General features: G+C 42.5%; 20 protein-coding genes and 1 other annotated feature. Of the genes, 4 read left to right on the top strand and 16 right to left on the bottom strand.

Features of this window, described 5'->3' with window-relative positions; translation table 11 throughout:
- Positions 1–338 precede the first annotated feature (338 nt).
- The 13 genes from udk to ACP7A0_RS07120 all read right to left on the bottom strand — a co-directional run bounded on the left by udk (position 339) and on the right by ACP7A0_RS07120 (position 13,592).
- On the bottom strand, positions 339–971 hold the full coding sequence (udk, locus tag ACP7A0_RS07180; RefSeq protein WP_024423106.1) for a uridine kinase: 633 nt from the start codon (positions 969–971) through the stop codon (positions 339–341).
- Positions 972–978: 7 nt separating this feature from the next.
- On the bottom strand, positions 979–2,247 hold the full coding sequence (locus tag ACP7A0_RS07175; protein WP_426004679.1) for a peptidase U32 family protein: 1,269 nt from the start codon (positions 2,245–2,247) through the stop codon (positions 979–981).
- 20 nt (positions 2,248–2,267) lie between these two features.
- Positions 2,268–3,197, bottom strand: a complete 930-nt coding sequence (locus tag ACP7A0_RS07170; RefSeq protein WP_066030608.1) for a peptidase U32 family protein — start codon at positions 3,195–3,197, stop codon at positions 2,268–2,270.
- Positions 3,194–3,859 (bottom strand): O-methyltransferase, encoded by a 666-nt coding sequence (locus ACP7A0_RS07165; RefSeq protein ID WP_307499982.1) that lies wholly within the window; start codon positions 3,857–3,859, stop codon positions 3,194–3,196. Before ACP7A0_RS07165 ends, ACP7A0_RS07170 begins: the two co-directional genes overlap by 4 nt.
- Before the next feature lie 211 nt (positions 3,860–4,070).
- Positions 4,071–5,153 carry an endolytic transglycosylase MltG gene (mltG, locus tag ACP7A0_RS07160; protein WP_060596852.1) on the bottom strand — a complete coding sequence of 361 codons (1,083 nt, stop codon included), beginning with the start codon at positions 5,151–5,153 and terminating at the stop codon, positions 4,071–4,073.
- Positions 5,154–5,226: 73 nt separating this feature from the next.
- A complete protein-coding gene (locus tag ACP7A0_RS07155) occupies positions 5,227–6,315 on the bottom strand; it encodes an acetyl-CoA C-acyltransferase (RefSeq protein ID WP_426004676.1) in 1,089 nt (362 codons plus the stop codon).
- Positions 6,303–7,766: an acyl-CoA synthetase gene (locus ACP7A0_RS07150; protein WP_106031252.1), complete on the bottom strand. Its 1,464-nt coding sequence runs from the start codon at positions 7,764–7,766 to the stop codon at positions 6,303–6,305. The genes ACP7A0_RS07155 and ACP7A0_RS07150 overlap by 13 nt, the downstream gene beginning before the upstream one ends.
- Positions 7,763–8,332: a biotin transporter BioY gene (locus ACP7A0_RS07145; RefSeq protein ID WP_223256541.1), complete on the bottom strand. Its 570-nt coding sequence runs from the start codon at positions 8,330–8,332 to the stop codon at positions 7,763–7,765. The genes ACP7A0_RS07150 and ACP7A0_RS07145 overlap by 4 nt, the downstream gene beginning before the upstream one ends.
- 150 nt (positions 8,333–8,482) lie before the next feature.
- Positions 8,483–8,767, bottom strand: coding sequence for a DUF1292 domain-containing protein (locus ACP7A0_RS07140; protein WP_034321391.1), 285 nt, complete (start codon positions 8,765–8,767; stop codon positions 8,483–8,485).
- Between the two features lie 15 nt (positions 8,768–8,782).
- Positions 8,783–9,199, bottom strand: coding sequence for a Holliday junction resolvase RuvX (gene ruvX / locus ACP7A0_RS07135; RefSeq protein ID WP_034661502.1), 417 nt, complete (start codon positions 9,197–9,199; stop codon positions 8,783–8,785).
- A gap of 3 nt (positions 9,200–9,202) precedes the next feature.
- Positions 9,203–9,469 carry an IreB family regulatory phosphoprotein gene (locus ACP7A0_RS07130; protein ID WP_024718370.1) on the bottom strand — a complete coding sequence of 89 codons (267 nt, stop codon included), beginning with the start codon at positions 9,467–9,469 and terminating at the stop codon, positions 9,203–9,205.
- 89 nt (positions 9,470–9,558) lie between these two features.
- The gene (alaS, locus tag ACP7A0_RS07125; protein WP_106031251.1) at positions 9,559–12,195 is read right to left on the bottom strand and encodes an alanine--tRNA ligase; all 2,637 of its coding nucleotides are present in this window, start codon (positions 12,193–12,195) and stop codon (positions 9,559–9,561) included.
- 80 nt (positions 12,196–12,275) lie between these two features.
- Positions 12,276–12,484, bottom strand: a binding site (T-box leader).
- Positions 12,485–12,527: 43 nt separating this feature from the next.
- Positions 12,528–13,592 carry an AI-2E family transporter gene (locus ACP7A0_RS07120; protein ID WP_426004671.1) on the bottom strand — a complete coding sequence of 355 codons (1,065 nt, stop codon included), beginning with the start codon at positions 13,590–13,592 and terminating at the stop codon, positions 12,528–12,530.
- Between the two features lie 167 nt (positions 13,593–13,759).
- On the opposite strand from ACP7A0_RS07120, the gene ACP7A0_RS07115 reads away from it, so the two are divergent.
- The 4 genes from ACP7A0_RS07115 (at position 13,760) to ACP7A0_RS07100 (ending at position 16,711) form a co-directional block, all read left to right on the top strand.
- Positions 13,760–14,488: an amino acid ABC transporter ATP-binding protein gene (locus tag ACP7A0_RS07115; protein WP_060596857.1), complete on the top strand. Its 729-nt coding sequence runs from the start codon at positions 13,760–13,762 to the stop codon at positions 14,486–14,488.
- Positions 14,489–14,501: 13 nt separating this feature from the next.
- A complete protein-coding gene (locus ACP7A0_RS07110; RefSeq protein ID WP_426004669.1) occupies positions 14,502–15,311 on the top strand; it encodes a transporter substrate-binding domain-containing protein in 810 nt (269 codons plus the stop codon).
- An 80-nt stretch (positions 15,312–15,391) separates the two neighbouring features.
- Positions 15,392–16,045 (top strand): amino acid ABC transporter permease, encoded by a 654-nt coding sequence (locus tag ACP7A0_RS07105; protein ID WP_060596859.1) that lies wholly within the window; start codon positions 15,392–15,394, stop codon positions 16,043–16,045.
- A gap of 15 nt (positions 16,046–16,060) precedes the next feature.
- Positions 16,061–16,711, top strand: coding sequence for an amino acid ABC transporter permease (locus ACP7A0_RS07100; RefSeq protein ID WP_060596860.1), 651 nt, complete (start codon positions 16,061–16,063; stop codon positions 16,709–16,711).
- Positions 16,712–16,746: 35 nt separating this feature from the next.
- On the opposite strand, the gene ACP7A0_RS07095 is transcribed toward ACP7A0_RS07100, so the two are convergent.
- The 3 genes from ACP7A0_RS07095 to ACP7A0_RS07085 are packed head-to-tail and all read right to left on the bottom strand — an operon-like array spanning position 16,747 to position 17,622.
- Complete coding sequence (locus tag ACP7A0_RS07095; RefSeq protein WP_003216198.1) at positions 16,747–16,878, bottom strand: YrzQ family protein; 132 nt, start codon at positions 16,876–16,878, stop codon at positions 16,747–16,749.
- Between the two features lie 20 nt (positions 16,879–16,898).
- Complete coding sequence (locus ACP7A0_RS07090; RefSeq protein WP_003216308.1) at positions 16,899–17,090, bottom strand: hypothetical protein; 192 nt, start codon at positions 17,088–17,090, stop codon at positions 16,899–16,901.
- A 13-nt stretch (positions 17,091–17,103) separates the two neighbouring features.
- Positions 17,104–17,622: a prc-barrel domain-containing protein gene (locus ACP7A0_RS07085; protein WP_106072390.1), complete on the bottom strand. Its 519-nt coding sequence runs from the start codon at positions 17,620–17,622 to the stop codon at positions 17,104–17,106.
- Positions 17,623–17,632: the final 10 nt, after the last annotated feature.

The following is a 17,632-nucleotide window of genomic DNA, read 5'->3' as shown; positions in this document are numbered from 1 at the left end:
TAATATGGTCAGTGTACGATATGTCTATGCTATATTATTACAAAATTGCTTTTTGATCAAGAATTGTTTGAAAATTTGTGATGATTTGTTTGTCGTTTTTTTAATATACTATTACAAAATCGAAACAACTTCAATATTCAGCTTGAAAACGGCATTTTTCTACATCTATTTCACATCATTGTTTTCCTATCATACCAAATCTTTCATTCAAGGTGTTCCTTCTAAAAATATTTAAGCAGTTTCTACTTATAGAAACAAGTGAAATATTGGTATTTATTCTCTTTATCATGATGTTGAAAAGACCTTTACAATGTAAAGGTCTTTTTCTTCTCCACCATTTACTCTGCTCGGTTTTGAAGAATCGTTTGAATTTTTGTCACCATTAGGTCAATCGCCACATGGTTTTGGCCGCCTTCTGGGATGATGATATCGGCGTATCGCTTTGTCGGTTCAATGAATTGATTATGCATTGGTCTGACAACAGATACATACTGTTCAATCACAGAATCGATTGAACGGCCTCTTTCTTTTGTATCGCGTAAAATGCGGCGAATGATGCGAAGGTCTGCATCTGTATCAACATACAGTTTAATATCCATTAAGTCTCTCAGACGTTCATCTTCTAGTGCAAAGATGCCTTCAACGATGATGACATCCTTTGGTTCAACATGGACAGTCTCTTCTGAACGTGTGTTTAGCTTGAAATCATATATTGGTTTTTCAATGGATTCGTACCTTAGGAGCTGTTCCAAATGCTCAAACATCAGGTCATTGTCGAATGCAAGCGGATGATCATAATTCGTAAGCAAGCGCTCTTCAAATGGCATATGACTTTGATTTTTGTAATATAAATCTTGCTGAAGCATGAGGATGGAATGTCCTTTAAATTTTTCATAGATCGAATTGGTGACGCTCGTTTTACCTGAACCCGAGCCGCCAGCAATTCCAATGACAACTGGTTTACTCCTCATGTGCCTGTTATTTCCCCTTTCTCATCATGTTGCTAGGGTATACTTTTTGATCGAGCTTGAATTTTACGATTTGCAGCGGATGACGAGCGGCATCTAGTTCATTTCCTTTTTCATCCCAAATCGTCTCAATTCTGCATGTGAAATTCTCAATTTCTGGTCCGAAAAATTCGACTTCATCGCCAGCTTTAAAGAAGTTGCGCTGCTGCAATGTGACAATTTGTTCTTTTTCATCATAATGAAGAACGAGACCTGCGAAATCAAATGTCGTTTTCTTTCCATGAATGCCAAACATTTGTTCATCCGTTCCTGGTACACCTTCGAAAAAGGCTGGCGCTGTGTCACGGTTTGCGCATTTATCTAGTTCATCTAACCATTCCTGCTGAATGACAAAATTGTCCGGGTCAGCACAATAGGCGTCAATGACTTTGCGATATACACTCACGACAGTTGCCACATAATGAATTGATTTCATTCGCCCTTCGATTTTCAAGCTGTCAATTCCCATTTCGATCATTTGAGGAATGGATTCGACAAGCTTTAAGTCTTTTGGACTCATCGCAAATGGTGCGTCTTCCTCTCCAAACAATGGCGCTTCCTCAGAACCTTCTAGTTTATAAAGATCATAATCCCAGCGGCAGGACTGGCAGCAGCCTCCGCGGTTAGAATCTCTTGCCGTCATGTGGTTACTGAGCACGCAGCGGCCAGAGTAAGCAATACACATTGCACCGTGAATGAACGTTTCAATTTCAATATCGACCTTTTCTTTCATTTCTCTAATTTCCAGCGCACTTGTCTCGCGAGCAAGCACCACACGCTCAAGACCTTCTTCCTTCCAAAACTGAACAGCTTTCCAATTCGAAAGAGATTGCTGTGTGCTTAAATGGACTTCAAGCTTCGGTGCGACACGTTTACACGTTTCAATGATCAGCGGGTCAGCCACAATAATGCCCGCTACTCCAGCGCCTTCAATCCCTTGAAGGTATTCCTCAAGTCCGTCCATGTTTTCGTTGTGGGCAAAGATATTCGTTGTCACATAAATTCGTGCACCGTATTTGTTTGCAAATGCGACGCCTTCAGCCATTTCTTCAATTGAAAAGTTATCGGCATTTGAGCGAAGTCCAAATTCTTTTCCGCCAATAAAGACCGCGTCTGCTCCGTAATGTACAGCAATTTTCAGCTTTTCCAAGTTTCCTGCTGGTGCAAGCAGTTCTGGTTTTTTTGTAATGACACGTTTTCCATCAATTATTTCAGAAATACCATCTTTCAATAGTGCCATTTCCTCTGCCTCCTCTTATATTAATAAACCGTTTCTTTAAAGAAGAACCCTGTATCGATTGAACGGTTGACAGGCTGAATCTCTTCAATCCGCTCCACCCATTCATCTTTCTGATCTTCATAGGCTTCCTTATCAGTCACTAGTAAATCAATGGCTTTTCTATATAGTGACGTCACCTCTGTCATATAAGAAAGTGACTTTAAAATTCCGTCAATTTTAAATGAGTCAATGCCTGCGTCAACAAATTCTTCTAATTCGTCAATCATACACACATCATTAGGACTCATAATATGTGTGCCGTTTGCATCCTCGAAAATAGGGTATTTGTTTTGACGTTCCTGGTCATGAAGGAATAGTCCTTCCTCCATATTTCTGCCTTCAACGTCCATTTGTTTGCCTTGGTATTCAAAGTAGTTGCCAATGAGCGTACGTTTCGATTGAAACATACATGTCATGCCATGAACTTGAATTTCGATTTCCACCTCAGCATTTTCTTTAATGTCGATTACACTGTCCATGTTCAGCTCTTTGGCAAGAACAGCACGCGTTGCGCCTTTTCTGCCCCAGTAGTTACAAGTGTAATAGTTTGTCCCAGTCGTTTCTGTACTCCAGTGGAGATTCAGGCTCACCCCAGTTTCCTTTGCGGCCATGATCACGGCTGGGTCTCCAAAGACGACGCCATCTACGTTTAATGCATCGAGAAAGGTTAAATAATCTCCAAGCAGCTGCACACGGTCATTATGAAAAATCGCGTTCATCGCCACATACACTTTTTTGTGATGCGCATGTGCCAGCTCAACCGTCTGTTTCACATCTTCTCTTGAAAACTCGCCTGCAAGACGAATACCGTATGTTTGTTCGCCTATGAAGAATGCATCAGCTCCCGCCTCGATTAATGGCAGTACGTCTGACACCTTGCTTGGCGTCACAAGCAATTCTGGTTTTTTCATGATTGGTCACCTCTTTTTGTACTAATGGCGATCCCGTCTCCAACTGGAATAATACACGTTTGGAAATCAGGGTTTGACATGAGCCATTGATTGTATCGATCAATTTTTCCAATTAATTGTTTTTTTCGTTTATCTTCAATTTCATCTTCATAATTCGTTGCCACTAAGCCTTTGAATAATACGTTGTCTGTAATAATCATTCCGTCATGAGCAAGCATCGGTTCAAACAGCTCAAAAAAACGTTTGTACTGCCCTTTTGCGGCATCAATAAAGATCACGTCATAGGGCGCCATCGTTTGGACCGTTTTAGCCGATTCCATGGCATCACCAAAGAACACGTGTATTCTTTCTTTTAACTTTAATTCCTCAATGTTCCGTGTCGCTTCTTCATAGCGTTTCGCATTTCGCTCAATCGTATAAATCTCAGCATCTGGCAGAGCTGTCGCCATTCGAATGGCGGAGTAGCCAATCGCTGTCCCAACCTCAAGAATTTTCTTCGGCTTTTTCATCGACAGCAGCTGCAGTAAAAGCTCGATGCTCACCTTTTCCATAATTGGCACATGGTGCTCTTTTGCGTATACCTCTAATTGAGCGATTGCATCAGGACTTGGGTGAATTAAATGTTCAATATAATCATTGATTTGATCATCTTCGATAGTCATTATTTGTCTAGCTCCTTCATGACCTGAAAAAGAAGAGTCCTGCCTATTGCAGCTCTCTTTCTCGTCAATCTTTCGTTCATCTAAGTAAAAACAACCCGATATATTTTACCACAAAGAAGTGGTAATTGCGAACCTATAAAATGGATATTTCAACGAAAAAAACTGCAGGCAATCTTGTATTGTCTACAGTCTTTTTCGATTCACATGTACATTAATTACTGCCTGTGATGTATTTTGCTTTCGCTTTGTTGTGCTCATTTAACGTTTTCGTAAAGACAACTTCTCCATTTTTCTTCGCAAGGAAGTACACATAATCCGTTTTCTCTGGATGCAGTGCGGCTTTCCATGAAGATTCACCAGCATTTGCAATAGGTCCAGGCGGCAGCCCCTTGTTATTATACGTATTATAAGGAGATTTCACCTTAAGGTCTTTGTAATAAACGCGCGATTTATGCTCACCCAGTGCATAAAGAACGGTTGGGTCGGTTTGAAGCGGCATGTCCTTTTTCAACCGGTTATAAAATACACTGGAGATTTTTGCTCGATCCGTCTTTTCCGTCGCTTCCATTTCAATCAGTGATGCCATCGTTAACACATCATGTATGGACATGTTTGTCTTTTTCATGTCTTTTTCATACGTTTTCACGTATTGATCTGTTTGTTTAATCATTGTTTCAATGATCGTTTCGAGTGATTCATCCTCGCGATAAAATGGATACGTCGCAGGGAATAAATAACCTTCTAACGGATGTTTCACCTGTTTGCCATTTACCTGTGATGTCACCGTTTTCGGATATTTTTTCATTAACGTTTGAATAAACGCAGGATCATCCAGCTTCGCTTCCACTTCTTTCGCTGAAAAATGCGTCTGGTTTGCAATAACTGACGCAATATCAGACAGCTGTTTTCCTTCTGGAATCACAAGCTGAAAGGCGTAGTCTGTCCCTCCAGATGTCAGCTTTTGAATCAGCGTGTCTGCGTCCATCGTTTGTTTCAAATGAAAGTATCCTGCTTTAAAGCCGGACGCATTTTTGTATTTTGCATAATAAGTGAAAATCGTGTCATTCGAAATGAGCCCATTTTCTTTTAAAATGCCCGCAATCTCACGGACAGATGTCCCATTAGGAATATGAATATTAATCGTTTGTTTGCTTTTTTGATCGACCGGTCCAAGTGCTGATTTAACATATAAAAAGCCTGATAATGCTGCAATGATGATGACAGCAAGAACAGATAACAGGACGATCCCCATTTTTCTTTTAAAAAATGGTCGTTTCTTTTGTTCTGAAAACATGCATGGCCCTCCTCACATCTAGCTTTTATAGTACATGATTCGACGGAGTTCGGCAATTACTTGCTCATGCATGTCATGACAGAACTTGACATAATACGGCTAAACCAATGCCGCCACCGCTCCCAATAGCAGCCATGACATAGCTTCCATTTGGTAAAGCGCGTGCTTCGTAAAATAGTCTCACCATCATAGCAGCTCCCGATGCGCTGTATGGATGACCAAGACAAAGTGCACCGCCTCTTTTATTGATCCGGTCATAAGGAATACCAAGCGTACGAGCAATCAACGCTATTTTCAGAGCAAAGGCTTCATTGATTTCAAACAGCGCTACATCCTCTGCCTTAATTTTCTCTTGATCTAGAAGTTTCTTGATCGCATCAATCGGCGCAGCAGCTGGAAAATGTGGATGCATCGCCGTCACAGCACTTCCAGCATATCGCAGCATCGGCTGAAAATCATTCGCCTCCGCTAACGCTCTTTCCATCACAACGACCGCTGCTGCCCCGTCTGCTTCTTTGCAGCTATTGGCGGCAGTCACAGTTCCTTTTCCCGGTGAAAATACAGGCTTTGCCCGCTGGATCAGCTTCTCCATCGGTCTTATTTTAGCGACCGCTTCATCAATGCTCAGTCCGCTAATCGAAACAATTTCCTCTGAATATGTACCACGTTTGATTGAGTCTATACTTCTTTCCCAGCTTAATTGCGCATAATCATCTTGTTCTTTTCTTGTCACAGAAAATCTCGAGGCGGTCAGCTCTGCTGCTTCGCCCATAGCCGGATCTCCTATCCATTCAGGTGAAAAGCGGGCTCTTTCTTTCATTGGTGATCTGGAAATGCTCTCAGTCCCGCCAGCGATATACATTGAACCTTCCCCTGATTGAACCATGACGCAAGCTGTTCGAATTGCTTCAAGACCAGAGGCACACTGCCTATCAATCGTCATACCAGGAACGTGCAAAGAAAGCCCTGCTTCTAATGAGGACAGACGGGCCATATTTCCGCCGCCTCCTACAACATTGCCTAATATGACGTCGTCCGGCGTCATCCCTTGAGACAAATGCTGAATAAGGGGCGCGGCTAATTGCTCTGGACGATAATCCTTCAGCATCCCGTTTTTATCACCGAAGGGTGTCCGTTTTGCTTGTACGATTACTGCTTGCATGACAACTGCTCCTCCGCCCACTTTTTCATGCTGGCACGTGCTATTTTTCCCCCAGATGTTTCAATCATTTGATCAATGACAAGCCATTTTTTAGGCATCTTGTAGGCAGCCAATTTTTCTTTGACAGCTTGCCGAACCGTCTTTGTCTGCTGTCCTTCTTCAATAATGGCAACAGGAATTTCACCCCAATATGGGTCAGGAACGCCAACCACAATCGACCGCTTCACCTCGGGCTGTTCATTTAGCACGCGTTCAATTTCCTCCGGAAAAATATTCAGCCCCCCATAGACGATCATGCCATTCTCACGGCCGCTCATATACAAATAGCCGTCTTCATCCATCCAGCCCATATCATAAACTGTCAGCCACTCCTCCGGCGGTTTCACCTCATGTAAGTAGCCTGAAAAAGACATTGGGCTCTTCACATAAATTCTTCCTGTCTCATTTGGCTGGCAGACAGATTGATCGGCCCGCCTCACTTCAACTTGAATGGAAGAAAAGGGTCGTCCGACAGAAGAAGGTTTTTGCAGAAAGTCATTTGAAGATAAGTAGGAAACAAAGCTTAACTCTGATGTGCCGTAAAAATCAAAAAAAGTGACATGCGGATAGTTGGTGACAAGTTGTTTTTTTGATGAGATGCCCCAATCTGCTCCGGATGATATGACAAGAAGCGGGTTATCTCCCTCAAAAACATTAATTTGCAGTAACGATTCTGTCATTGTCGGGACAGTATACATAACAGTGATGTCTCCTGTCTCTAAAGCTTTCTTTGCTTTCACTGGCGTGAATTTTTCTAAAAGCGTCACTGTGCCGCCAAAGTATAGGGTACTGATGGCACCATATAAAAAGTGAGAGGATAAGAGTGTGCCTGCTATAAGAACATGATCTTGATGAGTGATTCCAAATGTAACCGCTGTCGTTCGAAAGCTTTCGATCCATGACTGCTGACGCCTGATAAAGGCTTTAGGTGAACCCGTTGATCCTGACGTAAATCCCATATAAAAGACAGGGTCGTTCTCGCTGTCGCTTTTGTTATATGGACCTTGTGTGATCAGGCTCATTCTTTCCTTCCATTCAGATAAAGAAAAAACCGGCATGTCTACGCTGTGTTTTTCAAATCTTTTCATATATCGATCCTCTATAATGACGAGAGCTGCCTCACTTAACAAAAGCTTTTCTACACATTCCTCATGGCCCCATCTCGGATCAAGCGGGATAGCTGTCCAGCCTGCACAAGCAGCGCCAGCAAATATTTGCAAGAAAGAAGCACCATTTGATAATAAAAAAGCGACTCTTTTTTTCTCATGAGCCGTTCGTTGTAGCCATTGTGCCGATGTCTGGACACGTTCATACCACTCTTGATAAGTGACCCTTTCTTTTCCATCAATGATGGCGATATGATCTGGGTTCATTTCTGCATGTAATGCATAGCTATCCGTTATTCTGTTCAAACCGCACGCCTCCCTTTATGCACATCCCTTTTTCGATATGACATGGCCTCAATGATTTTCACCGTGAGAACGGCACACATGCCCGCTTTGATGAGATCACCTGGAATATAAATCAGACTAAGAAGAGCTGCCTGAGTGACCTTTATATCCATCATCATGGCTTGAAAAGGAATGCCGCATAGATACAAAATTCCAATACTGCATACCGCAAAGATCATAAAAAGACGCAGAGCGGTCACTTTTTTTAGTCGGTTCAGCCAAAAACTGATCATAAGAGCAGCCACTGGATAAGCTAATAAAAAACCTCCGCTTGGTCCAAAAAAGACTCCTATTCCGCCTCTCCCACCAGACAAAAGAGGTGCGCCTGCTGCCACAACTAAGAGGAACAGAAGTAAACTGATCAGTGCCTGTTTTGGTTTTAACAGCCCCCCAGCAAGCAAAAGACCTGCCGTTTGCAATGTGATTGGTACAGGTGTAAACGTAAGAAAAATCGGCGGGATCAACCCTAACATTCCGATAACCGCTGTCATTAACGCCATTTGCATCATATCTTGAATTTTCAACATTCATGCCCCTCACTCATTCGTTATTAAAATTAGAGTAAAAGGTACAGTTTATTATGTCAACATAAAATAAAATAAAGTTAACATATTGATCGTAAAAAAAGACCTGTGAAGAAAGATCACCAAGATCCGTTCACAGGCCTTTTATTCGTTCTATTCTTCGTCTTCTTCTTGATCTAAGAACGTATTTAACGTTTCTTCAATCATGTCCCACTCTTCATCCGTTTCAATAGGCTCTAGCTCGCCATCTTCACCGTCTTCGTTCGGCGTGAAGCTTGATGCATGAATTTCAATTTCTTCATTGTCTTGCTCAGAAATTGGGTAGTAAAGAACATATGATTTGTTAAAATGGTCGCTTTCAAAAGTAAATAGTACTTCGCAAAGCTGTTCATTTCCATTATCATCAACGATTGTAATTTGCTTTTCTCCGTGTTCCATTTGATTCACCTCATTTTAATTTAAGCTGTCTAAATACCCTTGCAGGATCATAACAGCCGCCATTTTATCAATGACTTTTTTACGCTTTTGTCTGCTCACATCTGCAGAGATGAGCATTTTTTCCGCTGCCATTGTCGACAGACGCTCGTCCCAAAGCACAACAGGAACATTGTACGTGTTTTCTAACACTTTCGCAAATAATTGGCTGGCTTCGCCTCTAGGACCGACCGTACCGTTCATATTTTTTGGAAAGCCAAGTACGATTTTATCCGTTCCGTATTGCGCGACGATCTCAGACAGGCGGCTGAGACCGAAGTCTCCGCCTGCTTCATCAATTTTAATTGTTTCTATCCCTTGCGCTGTCCATCCCATTTCATCACTGATCGCAACACCAAGGGTTTTCGTGCCTAAATCCAAGCCTAAAATTCTCATGTTTTACGCCTCTTTATGTGTCTCTAAGTACGATTTAACCAATTCCTCAATTAATTCGTCTCGTTCTAGTTTACGAATTAGGTTGCGTGCATCCTGATGTCTTGGAATATAAGCAGGGTCGCCTGACAGCAAGTATCCGACAATTTGATTGATCGGGTTGTATCCTTTTTCTTGGAGTGCGTCATATACTGTAATGAGCACTTCATTCACATTGGTTTCAGCTGAATCATCAGAGAAGTTAAACTTCATTGTCTTATCAAATGAACTCACTGCTTCTTGCACCTCTCTTCCAACATTCTACTAGCAAGCTTTTTTCTAACCGCTCATCTAATACCATTATTCTACACTACATCGCCTGATTATAAAACGGATTTGACAGATTCTTCGACAGTTGCCAGTGCTTCTTCTAGCTTTTCCGGTTGTTTACCGCCTGCTTGTGCCATGTCTGGACGTCCGCCTCCGCCTCCGCCGCAGATTTCAGCTGCCTGCTTCACAAGTTTCCCTGCATGCAGACCTTTTTCGATGACGTCTTTTGTTACTCCTGCTGAAATGTTTACTTTTCCGTTTTGAACGGCTCCGAGCACAATGACAGCTGATCCTAATTTGGCTTTTAAGTCATCAACCATTGTTCTTAAATGGTTCATGTCTTTCGCGTTTACTTTTTCAGTTAACACTTTCACTCCGCCGATTTCTGTCACTTTCTCTAAAATAGAGCCTGCTTCAGCCTGGCTTAATTTTGCAAGAAGAGATTCGTTTTCTCTTTGAGCCTCTTTTAAATCTGCCTGCAATGCGGCGATACGTTTTGGTACGTCTTTCGTATTTGACTTCAGCTCACTCGCTGCCTGTTCTAAAATGGCCAGCTGGTCATTTAATTCTTCGTATGCACCTTTACCAGTCACAGCCTCAATCCGGCGTGTTCCAGCACCAATACCCGATTCAGACGCAATTTTAAACAACCCGATTTCCGCCGTGTTTTGCACGTGACAGCCGCCGCATAGCTCGATGCTGTAATCGCCTACCTGGACCACGCGGACAATATCGCCATACTTCTCGCCAAAGAGCGCCATTGCACCCATTTCTTTTGCTTCAGCAATCGGCTTCAGGTCAATCGCAACAGAGATGCCTTCCCAGATTTTTTCGTTCACGATTTTTTCAATCTGAGACAATTCTTCTTTTGTCACTTGTCCAAAGTGAGAGAAGTCAAAGCGAAGTCTGTTTTCATTCACCAATGATCCCGCTTGGTTCACGTGGCTGCCCAATACATCTTTTAGCGCCTGATGCAAAAGATGTGTCGCTGTATGGTTTTTCACAATGCCTTTTCGAAGAGCTGATTCCACTTCTGCAGTGACTTCAAGTCCTTTTTTGGCTGTACCGCTTACAACCACTCCCTCATGGACATGCTGACCGTTTGGCGCCTTTTTCACATCTTTAATGTCGATGATGACTTCAGCGCTTTTTAATGTCCCTTTATCAGCCACTTGTCCGCCGCTTTCCGCATAGAAAGGTGTTTCATCTAACAAGATTTGTACCGTATCGCCTTCATGTGCTTCTGTGACAATTTCACCATTTTGAAGCAATTCGACAATGTGGGCATCTGCCGTTAGATTTTCGTAGCCAACGAATGTGCTTTCTACTTTAATATCTCCTAGAGCGCCGCCTTGAACCTGCATACTGCCGACATCTTGTCTCGCTTTTCTTGCACGTTCACGCTGCTTCTCCATCTCAGCCTGGAAGCCTTCTCGATCCACTGTCATGTTCTCATCTTCTGCGTATTCTTCTGTCAGCTCGACAGGGAATCCATACGTGTCATACAGTTTAAAGACATCTTCACCTGAAATCTGCGTGTTGCCTTTGTCTCTTTCTTTTTTGATGACTTCTGACAAAATAGCTAACCCTTCGTTCAGTGTTTCATGGAAACGTTCTTCTTCATTTTTGATGACTTTCGCAATAAATTCTTCTTTTGCTTGTACATCTGGGTAGAAATCCTTCATGATTTCCGCCACAACTGGAACTAGGTCAAACATAAACGGGCGATGGATGTGAATGGTTTTTGCATAACGCACTGCACGGCGAAGCAAACGTCTTAACACATACCCTCGGCCTTCATTGGAAGGAAGCGCTCCATCACTTACAGCAAAGGCAACCGTCCGGATATGGTCAGCAATGACTTTAAATGCTGTATCCTTTTCCTTTGTCTCGCCATAGCTTTCTCCAGAGATGGTTTCAACTGCACGAATAATCGGCATGAATAGATCTGTATCAAAGTTCGTTGGTACGTTTTGAATGACGGATACCATTCGTTCAAGACCCATCCCTGTATCAATGTTTTTCTTCGGCAGCGGCGTGTATGACCCATCTGGATTATGGTTAAATTCAGAGAACACAAGGTTCCACACTTCTAGATAACGCTCATTTTCTCCGCCAGGATATAATTCTGGATCGTTCATGTCGTCACCGTATGATTCGCCGCGGTCATAGAAAATTTCCGTATTCGGTCCACTTGGGCCCTCGCCAATATCCCAGAAGTTTCCTTCAAGACGAATAATACGTTCTTCAGGAACACCGATTTTATCTCTCCATAGAACATACGCCTCTTCGTCCTCTGGATGGACAGTGACAGATAACAAATTCGGGTCAAAGCCAATCCACTCGTCACTTGTGAGGAATTCCCACGCCCATTCAATCGCTTCTTCTTTAAAATAATCACCAATAGAGAAGTTGCCGAGCATTTCAAAGAACGTATGATGGCGTGCTGTCTTTCCTACATTTTCAATATCATTTGTACGAATTGATTTTTGCGCGTTGCAAATACGCGGATTTTCAGGTACGACGCGGCCATCAAAGTATTTCTTTAATGTTGCCACGCCGCTGTTGATCCACAAAAGTGTCGGATCATCATGCGGTACGAGTGACGCACTCGGTTCTACAGCATGTCCTTTTTCTTTAAAAAAGTCTAAAAACATTTGGCGTACTTGAGCTGAAGTTAAAGTTTTCATTCAAAAATCCTCCCTTATCATTCATCAATCTCCACACAAACGAAAAAACATCCCGCCCTATGCAAGCACAAAACGACTTACACAGGGACGAGATGCTCTCGCGGTACCACCCTGATTATAGACCTATTCGTCTATCACCTTCACATCCGATAACGCCGGAAGAGAGCGGCAGTGTTTATCTGCACTCGGGACTAGCTTCCGTTAAAGGTCTGATAAGGCTTTTCTCAGCAAAATAAAGCCTCTCTCTGCAACAGCTTTTTAACGTACTCGGGTCCGTCATTGAATTCAGTATGTATGAATCGAAATTATTATAGACAACTCGGCTCCTCTTGTCAATGAACGCTTCGTCTCATGAGGATATATTGCACAATGATCACCCTGATTATAGCAGCTGTAGGTACCGCTAAAATCATCCCAATTAAGCCAAATAACTCTCCTCCTGCGAGCAAGACAAGCATAATGACGACAGGATGCATATGGAGACTTCTCCCTACGATGATCGGACTGAGGACGTTGCTTTCTAAAAATTGCAGCACTGCTACTGTGATCAGCACAATAATAACCGATTTGACCGAGATGGTAAACGCGATAAAGACAGCGGGAATCGCGCCAATAATCGGTCCAAAATACGGAATGACATTCGTTGCGCCAATCAGCATACCTAGGACAAGCGGATACGGGATATGAAACAGCCAGAGCACAATGGCTGCTGCACCGCCGATTAAGGAACAGACAAGCAGCTGCCCTCTAATATAATTACCAAGCGATTCATCAACTGCCTTCACAAACGCATGTCCCCTCTTCCGAAATGAGGGCGGCGTTAAATACCATGCAGCCTGCTTCATCGTATTCATGTCCTTCACCATATAAAAAACAAGAAAAGGAATGAGCGCTGCAACTAATGCGTAATCAAGTAATACTTTACAGCTAAGAATCATCCGCTCAGCGCCGTTAGCTGCATATGTCTCCGATTGAACAATTAAGCGATCCAAGCGGTCGTGAAGTCCGTCAGGCCAATGGCTTGTATGACGATGAATATGTGATAAAGCGCCATTATACGTTTCAGCAAGCACAGGAATTTGTTCTGACAGCTCATTTAACTGCTTGATCATGACAGGCGCCCCTTTATAAACCGCAAGCCCAATCCCGCCAAAAAACAGTACATAAATCAATAAGAGACTAACAGTCCTTGGTAAGCCCCCTGCGTGCAATCTTTCCACTATCGGATAAAGCAGATAAGAAATAAAAATAGCAATGAGAAGCGGAATCAGAACCGCCTTTAACAACAAAAAAATAGGCATCCATAACTCGTCGAGCTGCAGTAAAATGAGCAAGGATGCAAGGACAAGCAGGACCCCTGCAGCATATATCAGAAATTGGATCGGACGTTTCTTCACCTTTTTCACCTCTTTTCTTATTGTTTAACCTTCTTCTGCAATTATCCATGTAAATAAAATTTGTCCTAACTTTGTTAAAAATGAATACACATGAAACATACAGCTCCATCAAAAGTCACTAAAATATCTCCACTGAATATTCCATCATGTACAAGAGGAGGTTTTTCATGATCACATTCGAAGAAGTCAACAAGCATTATGGCCAGTTCCATGTACTTAAGGACATTAACCTACATATTCAAAAAGGTGAGGTGGTCGTGATCATCGGTCCTTCAGGATCAGGTAAAAGCACGATGCTCAGATGCATCAATCGTCTTGAAAGCATTGATGAGGGAAAGGTACTCGTTAACCAAGTGCCTGTTCAGCATCCGAAGACCAACATTAATCTTGTCAGGCAAAATATCGGGATGGTGTTTCAGCATTTTCATCTCTATCCTCATAAAACGGTGCTTGAAAATATTATGCTTGCGCCAATGAAGGTGAAAAAGGTGAGCAAGGAAGAAGCGAGGGAAACAGCCGAATTTTATTTACATAAAGTCGGCATTCCTGATAAGGCTGACGCCTACCCTTCAAGACTCTCAGGCGGACAGCAGCAGCGTGTTGCCATTGCAAGAGGGCTTGCGATGAAGCCAGAGGTCATGCTGTTCGACGAACCGACATCCGCACTGGACCCAGAGATGATTGGAGAGGTACTAGATGTGATGAAGCAGCTCGCCCGAGAAGGAATGACCATGGTTGTCGTCACACATGAGATGGGCTTTGCCAGGGAAGTGGCCGACCGCATTGTCTTTATTGATGAAGGCAGAGTTCTTGAAGAGTCAACACCGGCTGCATTTTATGAGAAACCGCGTGAGAAACGCGCTCAGCTCTTTTTAAGCCGTATTTTAAATCACTAGGGGGAAAGATTTGATGAAAAAAATGAAACGCTTTGGCCTACTACTCTTTATGACTTGCTGTATTGCCGCTTTAGCTGCTTGCGGATCTGCTGAAAAAGGCTCAACTGATGCAAAACAAGGAAGCTCTTTAGAAGCCATTCAGAAAGACAAAAAAATCATATTCGGAGTCAAGAATGATACACGTCTCTTCGGTCTAAAAAATCCTAGCAGCGGAGATATCGAAGGATTTGATATCGATATAGCAAAAGCCATCGCAAAGGAAATGCTCGGTGATGAAGGAAAAGCAGAATTCAAAGAAGTGACATCGAAAACGAGAATCCCTTTACTGCAAAAAGGAGATATTCATGCGATCGTCGCAACCATGACGATTACCGAAGAGCGTAAAAAAGAAGTCAATTTCTCAGATGTTTACTTTGAAGCAGGACAATCACTGCTTGTGAAAAAAGGAAGCGACATTCAATCGATTGATGATCTTAAAAAAGGGACGAAAGTGCTTGCAGTGAAAGGATCTACTTCTTCTCAAAATATCCGCGAAAAAGCACCTGAAGCGTCTGTATTAGAATTTGAGAACTATCAGGAAGCTTTTACAGCTTTAAAATCAAACCAAGGGCAAGTGCTGACAACTGATAATGCGATCTTATTTGGTATGGCAGATGAGGATTCAAATTACGAAGTCGTCGGCGGCACCTTTACAGATGAGCCTTATGGCATTGCTGTAAAGAAAGGGGATCAGGAATTAACAACTGCGATCAATAAAGCCCTAAAAACCTTAAAAGACAATGGAGAGTATGACAAGATTCATCAAAAATGGATCAAAGAATAACCGTTTGACTTGTTAAGACCTATTATCTTAGGGTGAGCCGCTCATTGGCTCCCCTGTTGATCAGGAAGGAAGTGAACTGATTGCTGCGGTTTTCCATTCTCACTGAAAACTTCAATCTTTATGTAGAAGGCTTTAAATATACCATTGGTGCAAGTGTCATTGCTTTGATTGGAAGCTTTTTGATCGGTACACTCATTGCCATTATGAGAATTGCGCCACTCAGGCCGCTCAACTGGTTAGGAACGGCTTATGTGGAATTTATTCGGAATATTCCGTTATTATTGATTACATTTGTTTTCTTCTTTGGTTTACCCGTGCTAGGTATTGTAGCAGATGGCTTCACCGCTGGCACCATTGCCCTTGCCATTTATACTTCTGCCTTTATTGCTGAAGCCATTCGCGCAGGGATACAAGCTGTACCGCTTGGACAAATGGAAGCCGCCCGCGCTTCAGGTCTATCCTATGGCGGGACGATGCGGTATATCATTCTGCCGCAAGCGATTAAAATTGTCATTCCCCCTCTTGGGAATCAATTTATTAACCTTGTCAAAAACTCCTCTATTTTAGGTGTCATTGCAGGGTTTGATCTCATGTATCAAGGAGACCTCATCGCTTCTAGAACATTTGTGACATTTGATGTCTACATCTTTGTTGCCATGTTCTATCTGCTATTAACAATTCCGCTCAGTATAGGCGTTGGTTATTTAGAAAAAAGATTAGCAAGAAGCCACTAGAAAGGAGGAAACACCATGGATTTTATAGGTGCCTACCAGCCTGATCATCTCGCCTTTTTACTTGAAGGATTTGCTGTCACCTTAAAAGTGGCTTTTATCTCCATCATTTTGAGCTTTCTCATTGGATTAGTCATTGGCACATTGCGGTTCGCTCAAATTCCGGTTTTATCAAAGATACTTGCAGTCGTCGTAGAAACCATTCGAAACCTGCCGCTCTTATTGATCATCTTTTTTACGTATTTTGCACTGCCCGAAATCGGCATTAAGCTGAGCATTACAGCCTCGGCTATTGCAGCTTTAACCGTATTTGAATCAGCGATGCTGTCAGAAATTATTCGAAGCGGTTTAAAATCAATTGATAAGGGGCAGATCGAAGCAGCCAGGTCTTCTGGTTTAACCTATATTCAAACGTTAAAAATGATTATTATGCCGCAGGCTTTACGCCGAATGGTGCCGCCAATTGTCAGTCAATTCATCTCTCTTTTAAAAGATACGTCGCTTGCTGTTGTCATTGCACTTCCAGAACTATTGCATCACGCTCAAATATTAAACGGTCAGAGCCAATCTTACTTACTGCCCATTTTCCTATTAGCGGCGATGATGTATTTTGTCGTCAATTTCAGCTTATCACTACTTGCACGCCGATTAGAATACAGGCAGGCATAAAAAAGGACATCCGCTTTTGGCGGATGCCTTTTTGTTTACATCATTCTCATAACACGTTTTCTTAGCTTTTTCATATCCCGCTTTGATGGCATATCATATCGACTTGCAAAGTGATATGCGAGTGCACCTGCACCAAGCGTTAATAGTGAAGAAGTCATTTTGCCCATTCGAAATTCCCCCTTAACACTTATAGTTGAATTGAACGTTCATCATCACTAAACAGATCATCTAAGCTGCTTAGTGTCCCGTCTTCTTCCACTTGGTGTGTAGATATTTTGCCTTTTGACAGCGTCAATTCAATAAAACAGCCCCAGCAATAATATTGATTGACCCCAATTTTTCCGATGTCTTTACATTTGCAATTTGGGCAAATGAGCATAATCAGCACCTCTTTACGTTCGGTTTAGAACAAGTGCTTCCTTTTGAACGTTGATCAAGGTTCCGGCAGCCTGCAGCTGTTTTCGAATCCCTGATAGCTCTGTAAAGAAGCCGTCCGAGAGTTCATATGCTACGATTGTGCCCGAATTTGTGCAAAAGTATACATCTTCCAAAATGCCTAAATTTTCACCGTCAGGCGACTGCATCATTTTCTTTTTCAATTTCGAAAATAAGAAGGATGGGGCAGAGGAATCCATGCCTACTCCCTCCTGGCGGCTCACATATAAGCCTTTGTCTGTCAGCTGATCACCAGCAGAGAATGGAATGAGTGCACAGTCTTTCTTTTTCCCATCTAACACATATCCTCCGCAGCTGCCTCCGGCTAATAAGCAAATATCTTTAATGGAACCAAGTGAATGAGACAGCTCACCTGTATAGATTGACATTCCTTCAAGCTCTCGACATGTTCTCAAAATGTGCTCAACCACCTTTTGCGGAACAGTCTTATCGTGTGCGTTTGCTTCGATACTCATACGAAGAAAT

This window comes from Bacillus sp. DWP3-1 (assembly GCF_049896565.1).
Taxonomy (GTDB): domain Bacteria; phylum Bacillota; class Bacilli; order Bacillales; family Bacillaceae; genus Bacillus.
Note: the sequence above shows the minus strand (reverse complement) of the source record. Positions and strands in the feature narration are given on the sequence as shown.